Origin of the sequence: Salipiger pentaromativorans (assembly GCF_024721115.1) — a bacterium.
Classification (GTDB): domain Bacteria; phylum Pseudomonadota; class Alphaproteobacteria; order Rhodobacterales; family Rhodobacteraceae; genus Salipiger; species Salipiger pentaromativorans.
This window is the reverse complement of sequence record NZ_JAMDHK010000011.1, coordinates 61374-77386: the sequence shown is the minus strand read 5'-3', so window position 1 is coordinate 77386 and position 16013 is coordinate 61374. Positions and strand designations below refer to the sequence as shown.

Sequence of the window (16013 nt, the reverse complement as noted above, 5' to 3'; positions counted from 1 at the left end):
CCATGAAGGGCAACGCCCATCTCTATGACGGCCAGTCGGCGGCCCGGCACGCGGTGCAGGTGGATCTGTCGGAGGACCGCAACGCGCTGGTGATCACCGGCGACAGCCTTGCTGCCCCAGTGGTCTGGCCGCTGCCGGATCTGCGCGCGCTTGGCGATCACGCCGACCCCTCGCAGATCGTGCTCACCCGCCATCTCGACACGCCCGACGAATCCCCGCGCGATCCGGCGCGGCTGGTGGTGGAAGACCCCGAGATGGTCGCCTGGCTGCACCGGACCCGCCCGCGCCTGCACCGCAAGGATCTGCGCGACGGCACCGGGCGGCGGATCGCGCTGCGGCTCGGCGGCGCGCTGGCGGCGGTGGCCGCGATGATCTTCGTCATCCTCCCGGCGCTGGCCAACACGCTGGCCGGTCTCCTGCCGCTGGATAAGGAAATCGCCTTCGGTCAGGGGGTCAAGGCGCAGATGGAGCGCTTTCTCGGCGCCAGCGAACTGGGCGCGCTCGATTGCGATGCCCCCGCCGGGCGCGCCGCGCTCGACCGCATGGTGGCGCGGCTGACCGGCGGGCAGGATCTGGGTTATCCGCTCTCCGTGTCGGTCATCGACCACAAGATGATGAATGCCTTCGCCGCGCCCGGCGGGCAGATCGTCGTGCTGCGCGGGCTGCTCGACAAGGCCCAAAGCCCCGATGTGGTGGCCGCCGTTCTGGCGCATGAGATCGGCCATGTGGTGCATCGCGACCCCACCCGCCACGCGCTGCGCACCGCCGGCTCTGTCGGGCTTCTGGGGCTGGTCTTCGGCGATTTCACCGGCGGCACGGTGATGGTGCTGCTGGCCGAACGGCTGATCAATGCCAGCTACAGCCAGGACGCCGAGGCCAAGGCCGATCAATATGCCTATGACATGCTGATCGCGGCGGGGCTGCCGCCTTCGGCGCTGGCCGAGATGTTCGAGACCTTCCGCAAGGAATTTGGCGATGTCGAGGGCCCGATGGCGCATTTCGCCTCGCACCCCCGGCTCGCCACCCGCATCGACGCCGCCAATGCCGCCTCGCCGCAAGAGACCCCGCACCGCCCGGCGCTCGGCACCGCCGACTGGCAGGCGCTGCGCACGATTTGCAAGGACCGCGGCTGAGTCTCTGCGGCGCAGCCCCCGCCCGGGGGCAACCGCAGGTTTCGTGACGAAACGCGGCGTCCCTTTGGCGCTAACACGTCGTTTTAGACCTGTTTCCCTCGCGTTCACTTCGTTATCACCCCGTGGGAGAGCAATTTTCAGGAGCCGTGCCAAGGCACGACACACACAAGGGAGAGAACCGCATATGAAGGTCCTGGTGCCTGTCAAGCGTGTGATCGACTACAACGTGAAGGTTCGCGTGAAAGCGGACGGGAGCGGTGTCGATCTTGCGAATGTGAAGATGTCTATGAACCCGTTCGACGAGATCGCCGTGGAAGAGGCGATCCGTCTGAAAGAAGCCGGCAAGGCCAGCGAAGTGATCGCGGTCAGCATCGGTGTGAAACAGGCGCAGGAAACCCTGCGCACCGCGCTCGCCATGGGCGCCGATCGCGCCATCCTCGTGGTCGCCGCCGACGATGTGCACGAGGACATCGAGCCTCTGGCCGTGGCCAAGATCCTCGCCGCCATCGTCAAGGAAGAAGAGCCGGGTCTGGTGATCTGCGGCAAGCAGGCCATCGACAACGACCTGAACGCCACCGGCCAGATGCTGGCGGCGCTCACCGGATTTGCCCAGGCGACCAATGCCAACACGCTGGAAGTCGACGGCGATGCCGCCATTGTGGCGCGTGAGGTGGACGGCGGTCTGCAAACCATCAAGGTCACGCTGCCCGCCATCGTCACCACCGACCTGCGCCTCAACGAGCCGCGCTATGCGTCGCTGCCGAACATCATGAAGGCGAAGAAAAAGCCGCTCGATGAGAAGACCGCCGCCGATTACGGCGTCGATACCGCGCCCCGGCTCGAGATCGTCAAGACCGCAGAGCCGGCGGAACGTGCCGCGGGCATCATGGTCGGCTCGGTCGATGAGCTGGTGGCGAAACTGAAAGACGCGGGGGCGATCTGATGGCTGTACTCCTTCTTGCAGAAATCAACGACGGCGCACTGGCAATGGACGCCACCGCCAAGGCCGTTTCCGCCGCGCAGCCTCTGGGCGAGGTGACGGTTCTGGCCGTGGGCTCCTCTGCCAAGGACGCCGCCGCCGAAGCCGCGACCATCGCGGGCGTGGCCAAGGTTCTGGTCGCCGAAGACGCGCTTTACGGCCACCGTCTGGCGGAACCCACCGCAGCGCTGATCGTGTCGCTGGCCGGCGGTTACAGCCACATCGTCGCCCCGGCGACCACGGACGCCAAGAACATCCTGCCGCGCGTCGCCGCGCTGCTGGACGTGATGGTTCTGACCGATGTCACCGCCGTGGTGGATGCGGATACCTTCGAACGGCCGGTCTATGCGGGCAACGCCATGCAGACGGTGAAGTCCAAGGATGCGACCAAGGTCATCACCTTCCGGACCTCGACCTTCGATGCAGCCGCCACCGGCGGCTCGGCAGCGCTCGAGGACGTGGCGGCGGGCGAGAATCCCGGCCTGTCGGAATGGATCGAGGACAAGGTGGCCGAAAGCGACCGTCCCGAGCTGACCTCGGCCGGCATCGTGGTCTCGGGCGGGCGCGGCGTCGGCTCGGAAGAGGATTTCGCGATCATCGAGAAGCTCGCCGACAAGCTCGGCGCGGCAGTCGGCGCGTCGCGCGCGGCGGTCGACAGCGGCTTTGCACCGAACGACTGGCAGGTCGGCCAGACCGGCAAGGTCGTCGCACCGGATCTCTACGTGGCCGTGGGCATCTCGGGGGCGATCCAGCACCTCGCCGGGATGAAGGACAGCAAGATCATCGTCGCGATCAACAAGGACGAAGAGGCGCCGATCTTCCAGGTCGCCGATTTCGGCCTTGTCGCCGATCTGTTCCAGGCCGTGCCGGAACTGACCGAAAAACTCTGAGCGCCTGCGGGGACTTCCCCGACAGACGCGATGGAAAGGCCCGCCTCAGGCGGGCCTTTTTCTTTGCCGTTCCGCTGCGTGCATCAATGCACGCGCACTGTGCGCTTCGGGCCGTTTGCCGCGCTGCAGCGAGCCCTTAGCTTTCCCTCAACGAACGCAAGCGAACGCATAGGCAAAGGACTGCCCCATGGCACTGAAACTCAAGGTCATCACCACCAGCACCCGCCCCGGCCGCATCGGCCCGATCATCAGCGATTGGGTCGCCGGACAGGCCACCGAACACGGCAAGTTCGAGGTCGAGATCCTCGACCTCGACAGCTTCGGCCTGCCGCTGCTCGACGAGCCGAACCACCCTGCGATGCAGAACTACACCAAGGATCACACCAAAGCCTGGAGCGCCGCTGTCGCCGACGCCGACGCCTTTGTCTTCGTGACCCCGGAATACAACTATTTCCCGCCGGCCACCGTGGTGAACGCGATCCAGGCTCTGGTCGTCGAATGGGCGCGCAAGCCCGCGGCCATCGTCTCCTACGGCGGCATCTCGGGCGGGATGCGCGCCGCGCAAGAGCTGCGGATGCTGCTGGCCAACATGAACGTCATGCCGATCAAGCAGGTCGTGCCGATGCCGATGGTCTTTGGCGACATCACCGAAGAAGGCAAGCTGTCGCCCAATGCCGAGGTGGCCAAGGGCACCGCAGGCATGCTCGACGAACTGCTTGTCTGGGCCGAGGCGCTGAAGCCGGCCCGCGCCTGAGAATTTTTCCGCCACTCACGGAAACGCGCGAAGGGCTGCCGGAGAAACCCGGCAGCCCTTTTTCGTGCCTCGACCGAGGCTCAGCTCGAGACCTGCTCCCGCAGGATCGACGCGGTGAGCGAGATCATCAGGTAGATCCCCGAGAAGATCAGGAAGGCGAGGATCGTGTTTTCGAACTTGCGCGGATAGCTGGGATCTTCGGAGGCGACCGGCACCACCGAGGTGGTCAGGTAGCGCGCCTGGCTGTCGGCGTCGCGCCGGGCCTGTTCCAGCCGCTCCAGCGCAGTTTGCAGCATGAGGTCGCGGGTCGAGAGATCGGCCTCGGCCAGCTTGATCTGCACGGCGATCTCGGCCAGCGAATCCTCGCCCGTGGTGGCGGTGGTCATCTCGGCGTTCAGCTCGGCCAGCAGGTTTTCGAGCCGCCGCACATCGCCCTGGGCGCCATCGACCTTGGCCTGGTTGGGCCGGGCGTTGTCGAGCAGCGCCTGTAGCGTCAACCGCTTTTCCTGAAGCTGGATCTCGACATTGTTGATCTGCCCGCGCAGCGCCGCGATACGGCCCTCGGGGTCGATCACCGCCCCCTCCTGTTGCAAACGCACCAGCTTTTCCTGCGCGTCGAAACGGGCCTGCTCTGCATCTTCAAGCCCGGTCTCGGCATCCATCACCGCGTTCGAGCGCTTGCGCAGCGACAGGTTGTCGACCCGCTCCTCGGCATAGCCGATCAGCGCCTTGCTGAACCGCGCCGCGGTTTCGGGATCGGCGGCCATGATCTCCATCTTGACCACGCCTTCGGTCGGATCGTAGCCGATCTCGATATTGCGCTTGTAGAGCTTGTAGGCCTCTTCGTTCGACGCCCCGGCGTCGAGCCGCTGGATCGGGTCGATCCACTCCTGCTCGTAATGCGCCTTGAACGCCTCGTCGCGGTCCAGGCGCAGCATCGCGTCCTTGGACAGCAGGTAGCTCTGCACCGCGATCGCATCCTGATTGGTGGCGAATTGCGTGCCCGAGAACAGGCTGCCGAGCTGCCCGCCGGAGTTCTCGGCCTTGAGGATCAGGAATTCCGACTTGGTCGAGAACATCGGCGTGGCGACAACATAAAAGTAATAGCCCGCGATGATCGTCGGCAGGAACACGAAGAAGGCCAGCCGGGTCAGCAGAAGCATCAGCTTCTTGCGGCGGCGCGATGCCAGCTCCTTCTGGATCTGCATGATCTCGGCGGCGCGGCGTTCGGCCGGGCTGGCCATCTGCGTCGAGGGAAGCTGCGGCTTGCCGCCCGAGGGCACCGTCTGCGGCAACTGGATCTTGGGATCGGGGCGCGGCGCCGGCGTGGGCGCGGCCTGAGCGCCGCTCGGCGGCACCGAGGCACCGCCACCGGCTCCCCCGGTCTCCGGCACCACGAGTTCCAGCATGTTGGTGCGCTGGAACGGGTCGATGCCACGGGCACGCAGCAGGCGCACCGCGTCGAAATCGGAGGTCGGCGCGAGCCCGTGTTTCTGCGCCACGCGGCGCGCCATGCGAAGCTGGCGGCCGGTCAGCCCCTCGCGCCGGATGGCATCCATATCGGTTTCGCCCGCCACCTGCGCGGCAGAGCTGACCTCGCCGGCGCGCACGGCGTCCGGGCGCGGCGCGGCGGGCTGCGGACGCGGCTGGGCCTGCGGCGACGGCGCCGCCCTGAGATCGGGCTGCGCCTCGGGCGCGGCGCCCTCGCTTGCGGCGTTGCGGCGGATACGGAACTTCTTAGCCTTGGGTTTCGTAGTCATAGAGCTGCTTCGCTTCTTCCAAGGTTTCAAACATGTGCAACTTGCCGTCCATCAGGACTGCGGCCTTGCGCGCGAATTTCTCGAGGATCGGCGGCTGGTGCGAGACGATGATGATCGTCGTCGTGCGCAGCCGCTCGGCGAGGATGTCGCCGGCCTTCCTGTTGAACTCGGCATCGGTGGAGTTCGGCATCCCCTCGTCGATGAGATAGATGTCGAAATCCAGTGCCAGCATCAGCGAAAAGGTGAAACGCGACCGCATGCCGCTGGAATAGGTGCCGATGGGCTGGTCGAAATACTCCCCCAGCCCGCAGAGCCAGCGGCAGAAACTTTCGACGTAATCCGGGTCGATCCCGTACATCCGGGCGATGAAGCGGGCGTTTTCCCGCGCCGAGATCTTGGAGATCACCCCGCCCATGAAGCCCAGCGGAAAGGACACCCGGCAACCGCGGCGGATCTCGCCCTCGTCGGGTTTCTCCAGCCCGGCCATCATCCGGATCAGCGTGGTCTTGCCGGTGCCGTTCGGTGCGAGGATGCCCAGCGATTGGCCAAGTTCCACCCGGAAGGACACGCGGTCAAGGATCACCTTGCGCCTGGTCCCCGTCCAGAAGGACTTGCTCACCATATCGAACTCTAACATCCACCTTGCCCCGGCCCGTGTTCTCTCCGCTTGTAACGGAGGCTGATTAAGCATGTCTTAGGTGCGGATTCTGGTGATATTATGGCTCAAATTGGAAACAAAGGACAATTGTCGCCGTAAATGTCGGCGCCCATGCCGGAACCGGGCGCCCCTCCGGGGGTCTTGGTCCCGGCGGCGAAGCCGAAACTGGCTCCGCCGAAGGCTGTTTTCTGGCGGCTCAGGCGATGGCGCCCCAGACCAGCCCGGCGATCACCGCGCCCAGCACAGCATAGCCGAGATAGGCGGCAAAGACCCGCGGCTTGACCAGCGCCCAGACCGCGACGGCGGCGGGAATGCAGCTCACGCCTCCGGCGACGACAAAGCTCATCGCGGCCCCCGGCGCCATACCCTGCGCCAGCAGCGCATCGACCAGCGGCACCGCCGCATAGCCGTTGAGATAGGCCGGCGCCCCCACGAAGGCGCCCAGCAGGATCGGCCAGAGACCGGTGCCGCCCAGAAGGCTCGCGATGGCATCGGCCGGGATGTAGCGCAGCATCACCGATTCCAGCAGATAGGCCAGCAGCAGCCATTTCAGCAGAAAGACCAGATTGGTCAGCGCCTCGTCGCGGAACACCTCGCGCCGCGCCCCGTCCTGCCAGAAGCGCCAGACGGGTTTGCCCTGGAAGGGCTTTTGCACGCCGCAGCAGCCGCCAACCTTGGGCTTTGCGCGCAGCGGATCGGCAAAGACGGGGGTGCTTTTGAGCAGCATCGTGCCCGCCCCGCCCAGCAGCCCGATCCCGACCGCCGCAACGGCCTTGCCCACGGCGAAATCCCAGCCCAGCGTGCCCGAGGTGATCAGGAACATCGCCGGATCCATCAGCGGCGAGGCCAGCCAGAAGGCCATGACCGCACTCAGCGGCGCCCCCACCGCCAGCAGGGCGGCAATGAAGGGGATCACCTGACAGGAGCAGAACGGCGACAGCCCGCCCAGCAGCGCGGCGAAGACGATCATCCGCGTCTCGCGCCCCTCGAAGGCGCGCGACAGCAGCGTCTCGGCCCCCGCCGCCTTGACATAGGCCACCGCCAGCACAGCGAAGAGGATGAAGGGCGCGGTGCGCCAGAGCGCCTCGAGCGCAAAGCTAGCGGTGGGCCAGACCTGGCCCGTATCCATCAGCGCGACCGCGGCGAGCACCGCCGCGCTGGCCGCCCAGGCCTTGTCGATCCGGGGCAACCGGTTTGTAAGCGTACTGGTATCAGCCATGGTCATGCTCCGCCGCCGCGCAATCCGCACAGCAATTGGTGAGAAGGAATGCCGACAGCGCCCGAACCTCTTCATAGGCCGCCGCGGCACAGATGATGCTGCGTCCGGCACGGCTTTGCCGCACCAGATCCGCCTGCGTCAGAATCCGCAGGTGATGGGTCAGCGTCGACCCGGTGACCCCGGTGCGCTTGCCCAGCTCGCCGATGCTCAGCCCCTCGGGACCGGAGCGCACCAGCGTCTTGAGAACGTTCAGGCGCTGTTCCGAGCCCAGCGCGGCGAATTTCGACGCGGCGATTTCAAGCGCCATGTCGGGAGACGGATCGGAGGACGAGTCGTGTTTCATATTTCTAGAATTATCGAAATAATTCTCTGGCGCAAGTTTTATTTCGACAAATCTCGAAATGATCTTCCCTCTGGCCCCCCGGCCCCTGCGCGCTTACCTGTCGGGACATGACCGAAACGCTTGCCGATCTCTCCGCCCGGCTCTCTGCCTGCCGCCTCTGCGCCGACCGCTTCGCCGCCACGGCCACCCGCCACGCACCGCGCCCGGTGGTCTGGTTCGCCCCCGGCGCGCGGCTGCTGGTCGCCGGTCAGGCCCCGGGGCTGAAGGTGCACGAGCGCGGACGCCCCTTCGACGATCCCTCCGGCACCCGCCTGCGCGACTGGCTGGGGATCGACGAGACCGCCTTCTGGGACAAGAGCCGCGTGGCCATCATCCCCATGGCCTTCTGCTTCCCCGGCTACGACGCAAGGGGCGCCGATCTGCCGCCGCCGCCGATCTGCCGCGACACCTGGCACGACGCGCTTTTCGCGGCGCTGGGAGAGGTCCGGCTGCGGATCTATGTCGGCGGCTATGCGCAGCGCTATCACCTGGGGGTCAGGACCGGCGTCACCGAGACGGTCCGGCGCTGGCGCGACTTCCTGCCGGACGCAATCCCCTTGCCCCATCCGTCCTGGCGCAATACGGCATGGCTGAAACGCAACCCGTGGTTCGAGGACGAGCTGCTGCCCGTCCTGCGCACCCGCGTCCGCGAGGAACTGGAATGACCGAAGACACCCCGCTCGATCTGGCCCATGCCGCCATGGAGGCCGCGCCGCAGGACGATGCCGCCCGGCTGCGCTTTTACGAACGGCTCGCCGATTCCGAGCTGTTCCTGCTGCTCACCCGCGAGGCCGAAGGCGACCGGATCGAGCCCGAGCTCTTCGAACTGGCCGACGCCAGCTTTGTGCTGGTCTTCGACCGCGAAGAGCGGCTGTCGCAATTCGTGGGCAAGGCCGCGCCCTATGCGGCGCTGTCGGGCCGTGCGGTGGCGTCGATGCTCGCCGGGCAGGGGATCGGGCTTGCGGTGAATATCGAGGTCGCGCCCTCCTCGATCCTGCTGCCGGCGCAGGCGGTGGACTGGCTGGCCGAGACGCTGGGCCACGGGCCGCAGGAAACCGAGGCGCATATCGAAGAGGTCACCGCCCCGGCGGGGCTGCCCGAGGTGCTGGTCACGGCGCTCGACACCAAGCTCGCCACCGCCGCCGGTTTCGCGCGCTGCGCCTGGCTGGCGGGGGTCGCCTATTCCGACAACACCCGCAGTCACCTTCTGGCCTTCGCGGGCACGGTCCCCGGCGCCGAGGACGCGCTGGCCCGCGCGGTGAACGAGGCGCTGGTGTTTTCCGGCATCGAGGCGGGCGCGCTCGACGTGCTGTTCATCCGCGACAGCGATCCGCTGGCGGCCAGCCTGACCCGCGTGGGCCTGCGCTTCGATCTGCCGGAACTCCAGGAGCCCGAGCGGGTGGAACGCATCGCCCCGGGCTCCGACCCGGACAGCCCGCCGATCCTACGCTAGCGCGGTCGCGGGCCAGGCCCGGCGCATGCGGTGCCCGGCCTCGGGCTCACCCGCGCCCCAGCTCCTCGCGCAGCGTCGGCAACGTATCGCCCGGCGCCGGCGCCGCCTCCCAGACCGCCCGCGCGATGGCCCGCGCCAGACAGACGCTTGCCGCGTGGCCGATGGCGGCAAGCTGCATCGCAGGCGCCACCAGCGCCTGCCCGCCCGTGGCGGCGGCAAAGACCAGATCCCCGTCCATCGGCGAATGCGCCGGCACGATGGCCCGCCCGATCCCGTCATGCGCCGCCACCGCCATGCGGTGGCACTGCGCCTTGTCGAGCGCCGCATCGGTGGCCACCACCGCGATCGTGGTATTGCCGATCCCCGCCATGGCCGAGAGCTTGCGGCTTTCCGGCAGGGCGGCAAAACCCGCAGGGTCGCTCCCCAGCCCGCCGAACTCCGCGCCGATCTCATAGGGCGCCGCCCAGAAATACCGCCCCGAGGGCGTGGTCACGCTGCCCATCGGATTGACCGCCACCAGCGCCGCCACGGTGATGCCGTCCTCCAGCACCAGACTCGCCGAGCCGAGCCCGCCCTTGTGCATCGCCGTCTGCGCCCCGCAGCCCGCGCCGATGCTGCCCAGCGCAAACGCCTCGCCCGCCGCCGCCAATGCGGCGCGGCCCAGTGCCGGATAGGGATTCTCGCGCCATGCCTTGTCGCCGCCGTTGAGCAAGTCGAAAAGGATCGCCGCCGGCACGATGGGCACCCGCGCCGACAGCACCTCGAACCCGCGCCCGGCCTCGTGCAGCGCATCCATCACCCCCTGCGCCGCCGCCAGCCCGAAGGCGCTGCCGCCCGAGAGCACCAGCGCATCCACCCCCGGCGCGGTCTTGTCGGGGGCCAGAAGATCGGTCTCGCGCGTGCCCGGCGCCCCGCCCATCACCGCCACCGAAGCCACGAACGGCGTCTCCGCCGTCACCACGCTGACGCCGGATTTCAGCGCCGCATCCTCGGCATTGCCGACCCGCAGGCCGGGCACATCTGTGATCAGGTTCCGGGCTCCGGGCCGCATGGCACTCCTCCTCAGGCTTTCCGCAGTTGTCCGACGCCCGCCGTCAAGGCGCAAGCCCTTGCCCTTCTTCTCTTTCCAAATACGCACGGCACGCCCGTGCCAAATCGCGCGCGCTCAGATACAGCGCCCGCCATCCACCTCCATGCAGACCCCGGTCACCATCGCGGCCTCGTCGGAACAAAGATACAGAGCCGCATTCGCCAGATCCTCCGGTGTCGAGAACCGCCCCAGCGGGATCGTCGCCAGAAACTTCGCCCGCATCTCCGGCGTGTCCTCCCCCATGAAGCTCGCGAGCAGCGGCGTATCCCCCGCCACCGGGTTCAGCGCATTGACCCGCACGCCTGCGGGCGCCAGCTCCACTGCCATCGCCTTGGTGGCCGTGTTCATCCAGCCCTTGGAAGCGTTGTACCAATTGAGGCGCGGACGCGGCGACACCCCCGCCGTGGAAGCGATGTTCAGGATCGTGCCGGAGCCGCGCGCCTTCATATGCCCCACCAGCGCCTTTGCGGTCAGATAGACCGATTTGCAGTTCACCGCGAAGACTCGGTCGAAATCCGCCTCGCTCACCTCTTCCATGGGCGCGGGCAGATGGGTGATCCCGGCATTGTTGACCAGAATGTCGATCTGGCCCATCTCGCTCAGCGCCCGGTCCACCATCTCGGCCACGCTCGCCCCGTCGGCGACATCGACCTGCTGCGCGATGCCGCCACAGGCGGCTGCCACCCGTTCGGCGCCCTCCATGTTGATATCGGCCAGCATGACCCGAGCGCCCTCGGCGGCAAAGCGCATGGCGATGCCCTCGCCAAAGCCCGATCCGGCGCCCGTCACGATGGCGCATTTTCCCTGCAATCTCATAATCCTCTCCTCCCGTCTCACACCGCGTCAGCCGTGCCGCGCCGCCACCGTCTTCAGCACCGAAAACCCGTAAAGCGCCTCAAAGCCCTTCTCGCGCCCGTGCCCGGATTTTCCGACCCCGCCAAAGGGCAGCTCCACCCCGCCCCCGGCGCCGTAATTGTTCAGAAACACCTGCCCCGCCCGCAGTTTCTTCGCCAGCCGCATCTGACGCGCCCCGTCGCGGGTCCAGACGCTGGCCACCAGCCCGTAATCGGTGCCGTTGGCGATGCGCAGAGCCTCCTCCTCGTCGGTGAAGGGGATGATGACCTGCACCGGGCCAAAGACCTCGTCCCGCGCCAGCACATGGTCGGGCGGCACCGGGCCGAAGAGGCTCGGCTGCACGTAGTTGCCGCCCTCCGGCAGATCCGGCGCCAGCCGCGCCCGCGCCAGCAGCGGCAGGTCGGCGCCCTGCGCCAGAAACCCCTCGACGCGGGTCTTCTGCACCGCGCTGATCAGTGGCCCCACGTCGTAATCCGCCATCGCCGGGCCGACCAGTTTGGCGGCATAAGCCTCGGCCATGCGGCGGCAGACCTCTTCCAGCAGCGGCATCTGCACCAGAATCCGGGACGAGGCCGAACAGGTCTGCCCCGCGTTCTGCAACCCCGCGTTCACCAGAAACGGCAGCGCCTCGTCCAGATCGGCATCGGCGAACACGATCTGCGGCGACTTGCCCCCCAGCTCCAGCGTCACCGGCACCACATTGGCCCCCGCCGCCTGCTGCACGGCGGCGCCGGTGCAGACCGAGCCGGTAAAGCTCACATGCTGGATGCCGGGATGGCCCGCGAGCGCCGCGCCCGCCTCGGCGCCCAGCCCCGGCACCACGTTCAGCGCGCCGTCGGGCAGCCCCGCCTCCTGCGCCAGTTCGGCAAAGGCCAGCGCCGTCAGGCAGGCATCCTCCGCCGGTTTCAGCACGCAGGCATTGCCCATGGCCAGCGCGGCGCCGACCGAACGCCCGATGATCTGCATCGGGTAATTCCAGGGCACGATATGGCCGGTCACCCCATGCGGTTCGCGCAGCGTGTAGACGGTGTAGCCGTCGAGATAGGGGATGGTGGCGCCATGCACCTTGTCCGCCGCGCCGCCGTAGAACTCGCAATAGCGCGCCAGCGCCAGCGCATCGGCGCGGGCCTGCGACAGCGGCTTGCCCACATCCATCGCCTCGAGCTCGGCCAGCAAATCGACCTGCTCCAGCACCAGCGCCGAAAGCCGCGTCAGCAGCCGCCCGCGCTCCAGCGCCGTCTTCCGGCCCCACTCGCCCGCAAGCGCCGCCTGCGCGGCGCCCACGGCGGCGTCGATATCCGCCGCCGTGCCGCGCGCGATGCGCCCGATCTCCTCTCCCGTCGATGGATTGACCAATGGCAGCGTCGCGGCGCTCTCGCGCCATGTGCCGCCGATCAGCATCCGGGCGCTGTCACGCCACAGGCTGTTCCGCATCCTTGTCTCCTCCTCCCGACAGCCGCGGCAGGATGGGCGCCGCAGCCAGCAAGGATTTGGTATACCAATGCCCGGGCTTGTCAAACACGGCCTCGGTCGGCCCCTGCTCGACGATCTCGCCCGCGCGCATGACAAGCACCCGGTCGGTGATGCCGCGCACCACGCTCAGATCGTGGGAAATGAAGAGATAGGTGAGCCCGTATTGCCGCGACAGATCGGCGATTAGATCGAGGATCTGCGCCCGCACCCGCACGTCCAGCGCCGAGACCGCCTCGTCGAAGATCACCAGCTCGGGCCGGATGATCAGCGCCCGGGCGATGGCGATGCGCTGCCGCTGCCCGCCCGAGAAGGCATGGATATAGCTCTCCGCATGGCCGGGCTCGAGCCCGACGGCGGTCAGCGCCTCGGCGATGGCCCTGTCCCGCGCCGCGCCCCTGGGCGGGTCCGGCAGCAGGTGGAAGGGCTCGGAGACAAGCCGGCCCACCTTGTGGCGTGGGTTGAACGACCCGTAAGGATCCTGAAACACCACCTGCACACGGCGGCGCACCTCCGGATCCGGCCGGCCATGCGAGAGCACCGGCTGCCCGTCCAGCGTGATCTCGCCGGCCTGCACCGGCTCCAGCCCAAGGATGGCGCGCGCCAGCGTGGACTTGCCGCAGCCCGATTCCCCGACCAGCCCGACCCGCTCGCCGCGCCGGATGTCGAAGCTCACCCCGTTCACCGCGATGAGCCCCGGTCTCGGGGCGAAGAGCGCGCGCCGCGGCCCCGGATAGCTGCGGGTGACCTCGGCGACGCGCAGCAGCGGCGCCCCGGCCCGCGCCTGAGGCAGATCGGCGCGATGCCCCGAGGCGTCGAAAAGCTGGCGCGTATAGGGATGCCGCATCTGCGCGAAAAGCGCCCGTGTCGAGCCCTGCTCGACGATCTCCCCGCCCCGCATCACCGCGATCCGGTCGGCCATCTCCGAAACCACGGCCAGATCGTGGGTGATCATCATCAGCCCCATCCCCTCCGCGCGCACCAGGTCGCGCAGCAGATCGAGGATCTGCGCCTGCGTCGTCACATCCAGCGCCGTCGTCGGCTCGTCGGCGATCAGCAGGCGCGGGCGCAGGGCGATGGCCATGGCGATGACCACACGCTGCCGCTGCCCGCCCGACAGCTCGTGCGGAAAACGCGCGGGCGGCACCCGCTCTGGCGGCAAGCCGACCCGCGCCAGCACCTCCGCCGCCCGGGCGCGGGCGGCGGCACGGCCCATCGCGCGGTGCACGAGGATCGTCTCCGCGACCTGATCACCGATCCGCATCACCGGGTTGAGCGCGGTCATCGGCTCCTGAAAGATCATCCCGATCTCGCGGCCGCGAATCCCGCAGAGCCTGTCCTCGGAGAGCCCCAGAAGATCGGTGCCATCGAGACGCAGCGCCCCCGTGCAGCGCGCGGCATGGGGCAAAAGCCCCATCGCCGCCAGCGCCGTCATGGATTTCCCCGATCCGGATTCGCCGGTCAGCGCAACGATCTCGCCGGGGGCGATGCTCAGCGAAAGATCCGTCATGATGGGTTTGCCATGAATGCTCAGAGACAGCCGGTCGATCTCCAGCAATGCCTTTGCCGCCCCGGAGGATTGCGTCTCGACAGACCCGCTCATGCGCGCAGGCTCCGCAGCTTCGGATCGAACCGGTCGCGCAGCCCGTCGCCCAGAAGATTGAGCCCCAGCACCATGAAGACAATCGCAAGGCCCGGCAGGATCGCCACATGCGGCGCGAGCGCCACCATGGTCTGCGCATCGGCCAGCATCCGCCCCCAGGACGGCACCGGCGGCTGCGTGCCAAGGCCCACATAGGAAAGCCCCGCCTCGGCGAGAATGCCCAGCGAGAACTGGATGGTGCCCTGCACGATCAGCAGGTTGGCGATGTTGGGCAGGATGTGTTCGGCGCTGATGCGGGGCGCGGATTTGCCCGCCACCCGCGCCGCCATGACGAATTCGCGCTTCCAGAGCGGCAGCGCCGCCCCGCGCGCGAGGCGGGCGAAGACGGGGATGTTGAAGATGCCGATGGCAATGATGGCATTGGTCGCGCCGGGCCCGAAGATCGCGGTGATCAGGATCGCGATCACCAGGCTGGGGAAGGCGAAGATCAGATCGTTCATCCGCATGATCAGCTCGTCCAGCCAGCCGCCCCGGCGCGCCGCCGCCGCCAGTCCCAGCGGCACCCCCGCGCCCATGCCGATGCCCACCGCCACCAGCGCCACGGCGATCGAGGTCCGCGCCCCCACCATGATCATGCTGAGGATGTCGCGGCCGAAATGGTCGGTGCCCAGAAGATGCGCGGCCGAGGGCGGCCGCAGCCGCTCGGCGATGGCCATGGCGCCGGTGTCGTAAGGGGTCCAGACGAAGGACAGCAGCGCGGCGACAAGAAACACCGAGGTGAGCGCCGCGCCGAGCAGCAGGTTGCGGGTCATGTCCGGCTCCTCAGCCGCGGATCCGCCGCGGCATAGGCGAGATCGGTGAGGAAATTCACCGCGATCACCGCGAAGACCAGCAGCATGACCACCGATTCCACCACGATCAGATCGCGCTGGGTGATCGCCTGAAAGATCAGCCGCCCCAGACCCGGCAGGAAGAACACCTGTTCGATGATGATCGCCCCGGCCAGCAGGAACGAGAATTGCAGCCCGATGATGGTCAGCACTGGGATCAGCGCATTGCGCACCCCGTGGCGCCAGAGCGCTTGCCGGCGCGACAGCCCCTTGGCGCGCGCGGTACGGATGAAATCCTCGTGCAGAATGTCGATCAGCGACGACCGCATGACCCGGGCGAGGATCGCCGCCTGCGGCAGCGCCAGCGCCAGCGCGGGCAGGGTCAGCGCCTTCAGACCCAGCAGCGGCGTCTCCCAGCCGGGAAAGCCTCCGGCGCTGAACCAGCGCAGCTTCAGCGCGAAGAGCAGCACCAGCAGCATGGCGAACCAGAAATTCGGCACGGCGATGCCGAGCTGCGTCGCCGCCATCACCCCCATGTCGCCCGCCCGGCCCCGGCGCGCGGCGGCATAGATCCCCGCCGGAAAGGCGATGAGCGTCGACAGCGTCAGCGCATAAAGCGCCAGAGGCAGCGAGACCCAGAGCCGCTCGGCCACCATCTGCGCGACCGGCGCGCGGTAGGTGTAGGAGGTGCCGAAATCGCCGCGCAGCATTCCCGCAAGCCAGCTCAGATAGCGTTCGTGTTTCGGCAGATCGAGCCCCAGCTCGGCCCGCAGCGCCGCCACGGTGTCGGGCCGCGCGTTGATCCCCAGCATATAGCTTGCCGGATCGCCCGGCGCGACCTCGACCACCAGAAAGATGACCAGCGAGGCAACCACCAGGCTGATCGCGAGAAAGGCCAGTCGTTTCAAAGCGTAGGCAAGCATGGTCAGAGCCTATG

16 protein-coding genes are annotated in these 16013 nt (G+C 67.9%); 6 read left to right on the top strand and 10 right to left on the bottom strand.

The features are described from left to right. Positions 1-2: 2 nt before the first annotated feature. The 4 genes from M4578_RS16145 (at position 3) to M4578_RS16130 (ending at position 3756) form a co-directional block, all read left to right on the top strand. Positions 3-1133, top strand: a complete 1131-nt coding sequence (locus tag M4578_RS16145) for a M48 family metallopeptidase (protein ID WP_258094322.1) — start codon at positions 3-5, stop codon at positions 1131-1133. 184 nt (positions 1134-1317) lie between these two features. After that, positions 1318-2076 (top strand): electron transfer flavoprotein subunit beta/FixA family protein, encoded by a 759-nt coding sequence (locus M4578_RS16140; RefSeq protein ID WP_258094321.1) that lies wholly within the window; start codon positions 1318-1320, stop codon positions 2074-2076. After that, positions 2076-3002, top strand: a complete 927-nt coding sequence (locus M4578_RS16135; protein ID WP_258094320.1) for an electron transfer flavoprotein subunit alpha/FixB family protein — start codon at positions 2076-2078, stop codon at positions 3000-3002. The genes M4578_RS16140 and M4578_RS16135 overlap by 1 nt, the downstream gene beginning before the upstream one ends. A 187-nt stretch (positions 3003-3189) precedes the next feature. After that, a complete protein-coding gene (locus tag M4578_RS16130) occupies positions 3190-3756 on the top strand; it encodes an NADPH-dependent FMN reductase (RefSeq protein ID WP_258094319.1) in 567 nt (188 codons plus the stop codon). Between the two features lie 80 nt (positions 3757-3836). Here the strand turns inward: M4578_RS16130 and M4578_RS16125 are convergent, their stop codons facing one another. The 4 genes from M4578_RS16125 to M4578_RS16110 form a co-directional block, all read right to left on the bottom strand. After that, positions 3837-5516 (bottom strand): KpsE/RkpR family capsule polysaccharide export protein, encoded by a 1680-nt coding sequence (locus M4578_RS16125; RefSeq protein ID WP_258094318.1) that lies wholly within the window; start codon positions 5514-5516, stop codon positions 3837-3839. Further along, on the bottom strand, positions 5494-6153 hold the full coding sequence (locus tag M4578_RS16120; RefSeq protein WP_258094317.1) for an ABC transporter ATP-binding protein: 660 nt from the start codon (positions 6151-6153) through the stop codon (positions 5494-5496). The genes M4578_RS16125 and M4578_RS16120 overlap by 23 nt, the downstream gene beginning before the upstream one ends. A gap of 217 nt (positions 6154-6370) precedes the next feature. Next, positions 6371-7393, bottom strand: coding sequence for a permease (locus tag M4578_RS16115; protein WP_258094316.1), 1023 nt, complete (start codon positions 7391-7393; stop codon positions 6371-6373). Beyond that, positions 7386-7736 carry an ArsR/SmtB family transcription factor gene (locus M4578_RS16110; protein WP_258094315.1) on the bottom strand — a complete coding sequence of 117 codons (351 nt, stop codon included), beginning with the start codon at positions 7734-7736 and terminating at the stop codon, positions 7386-7388. Before M4578_RS16110 ends, M4578_RS16115 begins: the two co-directional genes overlap by 8 nt. Before the next feature lie 107 nt (positions 7737-7843). Here M4578_RS16110 and M4578_RS16105 point away from each other — a divergent pair, with 107 nt between their 5' ends. Together M4578_RS16105 and M4578_RS16100 are read left to right on the top strand one after the other, a co-directional pair. After that, complete coding sequence (locus M4578_RS16105; RefSeq protein ID WP_258094314.1) at positions 7844-8440, top strand: uracil-DNA glycosylase family protein; 597 nt, start codon at positions 7844-7846, stop codon at positions 8438-8440. Beyond that, positions 8437-9228 carry an SseB family protein gene (locus M4578_RS16100; protein ID WP_258094313.1) on the top strand — a complete coding sequence of 264 codons (792 nt, stop codon included), beginning with the start codon at positions 8437-8439 and terminating at the stop codon, positions 9226-9228. The genes M4578_RS16105 and M4578_RS16100 overlap by 4 nt, the downstream gene beginning before the upstream one ends. A gap of 46 nt (positions 9229-9274) precedes the next feature. Here M4578_RS16100 and M4578_RS16095 read toward each other — a convergent pair whose 3' ends face one another. From M4578_RS16095 to M4578_RS16070, 6 genes are all read right to left on the bottom strand, one after another. Continuing rightward, a complete protein-coding gene (locus tag M4578_RS16095) occupies positions 9275-10279 on the bottom strand; it encodes a P1 family peptidase (RefSeq protein ID WP_258094312.1) in 1005 nt (334 codons plus the stop codon). Between the two features lie 114 nt (positions 10280-10393). Next, positions 10394-11134 (bottom strand): SDR family oxidoreductase, encoded by a 741-nt coding sequence (locus M4578_RS16090; RefSeq protein WP_258094311.1) that lies wholly within the window; start codon positions 11132-11134, stop codon positions 10394-10396. Positions 11135-11161: 27 nt separating this feature from the next. Continuing rightward, entirely contained in the window at positions 11162-12607 is a 1446-nt protein-coding gene (locus M4578_RS16085) for an aldehyde dehydrogenase family protein (protein ID WP_258094310.1), read from the bottom strand. Then, positions 12585-14246, bottom strand: coding sequence for an ABC transporter ATP-binding protein (locus tag M4578_RS16080; RefSeq protein ID WP_258094309.1), 1662 nt, complete (start codon positions 14244-14246; stop codon positions 12585-12587). Before M4578_RS16080 ends, M4578_RS16085 begins: the two co-directional genes overlap by 23 nt. Next, the gene (locus tag M4578_RS16075) at positions 14243-15058 is read right to left on the bottom strand and encodes an ABC transporter permease (RefSeq protein WP_258094308.1); all 816 of its coding nucleotides are present in this window, start codon (positions 15056-15058) and stop codon (positions 14243-14245) included. The genes M4578_RS16080 and M4578_RS16075 overlap by 4 nt, the downstream gene beginning before the upstream one ends. Further along, positions 15055-15999, bottom strand: a complete 945-nt coding sequence (locus tag M4578_RS16070) for an ABC transporter permease (protein WP_258094307.1) — start codon at positions 15997-15999, stop codon at positions 15055-15057. The genes M4578_RS16075 and M4578_RS16070 overlap by 4 nt, the downstream gene beginning before the upstream one ends. Positions 16000-16013: the final 14 nt, after the last annotated feature.

Excerpts from the sequence above, each read along its gene's own strand:
- M4578_RS16120 (WP_258094317.1), bottom strand. The coding sequence starts at position 6,153 with ATGTTAGAGTTCGATATGGTGAGCAAGTCCTTCTGGACGGGGACCAGG.
- M4578_RS16135 (WP_258094320.1), top strand. The coding sequence starts at position 2,076 with ATGGCTGTACTCCTTCTTGCAGAAATCAACGACGGCGCACTGGCAATG.
- M4578_RS16140 (WP_258094321.1), top strand. The coding sequence starts at position 1,318 with ATGAAGGTCCTGGTGCCTGTCAAGCGTGTGATCGACTACAACGTGAAG.
- M4578_RS16115 (WP_258094316.1), bottom strand. The coding sequence starts at position 7,393 with ATGGCTGATACCAGTACGCTTACAAACCGGTTGCCCCGGATCGACAAG.
- M4578_RS16105 (WP_258094314.1), top strand. The coding sequence starts at position 7,844 with ATGACCGAAACGCTTGCCGATCTCTCCGCCCGGCTCTCTGCCTGCCGC.
- M4578_RS16085 (WP_258094310.1), bottom strand. The coding sequence starts at position 12,607 with ATGCGGAACAGCCTGTGGCGTGACAGCGCCCGGATGCTGATCGGCGGC.
- M4578_RS16130 (WP_258094319.1), top strand. The coding sequence starts at position 3,190 with ATGGCACTGAAACTCAAGGTCATCACCACCAGCACCCGCCCCGGCCGC.
- M4578_RS16090 (WP_258094311.1), bottom strand. The coding sequence starts at position 11,134 with ATGAGATTGCAGGGAAAATGCGCCATCGTGACGGGCGCCGGATCGGGC.
- M4578_RS16075 (WP_258094308.1), bottom strand. The coding sequence starts at position 15,058 with ATGACCCGCAACCTGCTGCTCGGCGCGGCGCTCACCTCGGTGTTTCTT.
- M4578_RS16145 (WP_258094322.1), top strand. The coding sequence starts at position 3 with ATGAAGGGCAACGCCCATCTCTATGACGGCCAGTCGGCGGCCCGGCAC.
- M4578_RS16070 (WP_258094307.1), bottom strand. The coding sequence starts at position 15,999 with ATGCTTGCCTACGCTTTGAAACGACTGGCCTTTCTCGCGATCAGCCTG.
- M4578_RS16110 (WP_258094315.1), bottom strand. The coding sequence starts at position 7,736 with ATGAAACACGACTCGTCCTCCGATCCGTCTCCCGACATGGCGCTTGAA.
- M4578_RS16095 (WP_258094312.1), bottom strand. The coding sequence starts at position 10,279 with ATGCGGCCCGGAGCCCGGAACCTGATCACAGATGTGCCCGGCCTGCGG.
- M4578_RS16080 (WP_258094309.1), bottom strand. The coding sequence starts at position 14,246 with ATGAGCGGGTCTGTCGAGACGCAATCCTCCGGGGCGGCAAAGGCATTG.
- M4578_RS16125 (WP_258094318.1), bottom strand. The coding sequence starts at position 5,516 with ATGACTACGAAACCCAAGGCTAAGAAGTTCCGTATCCGCCGCAACGCC.
- M4578_RS16100 (WP_258094313.1), top strand. The coding sequence starts at position 8,437 with ATGACCGAAGACACCCCGCTCGATCTGGCCCATGCCGCCATGGAGGCC.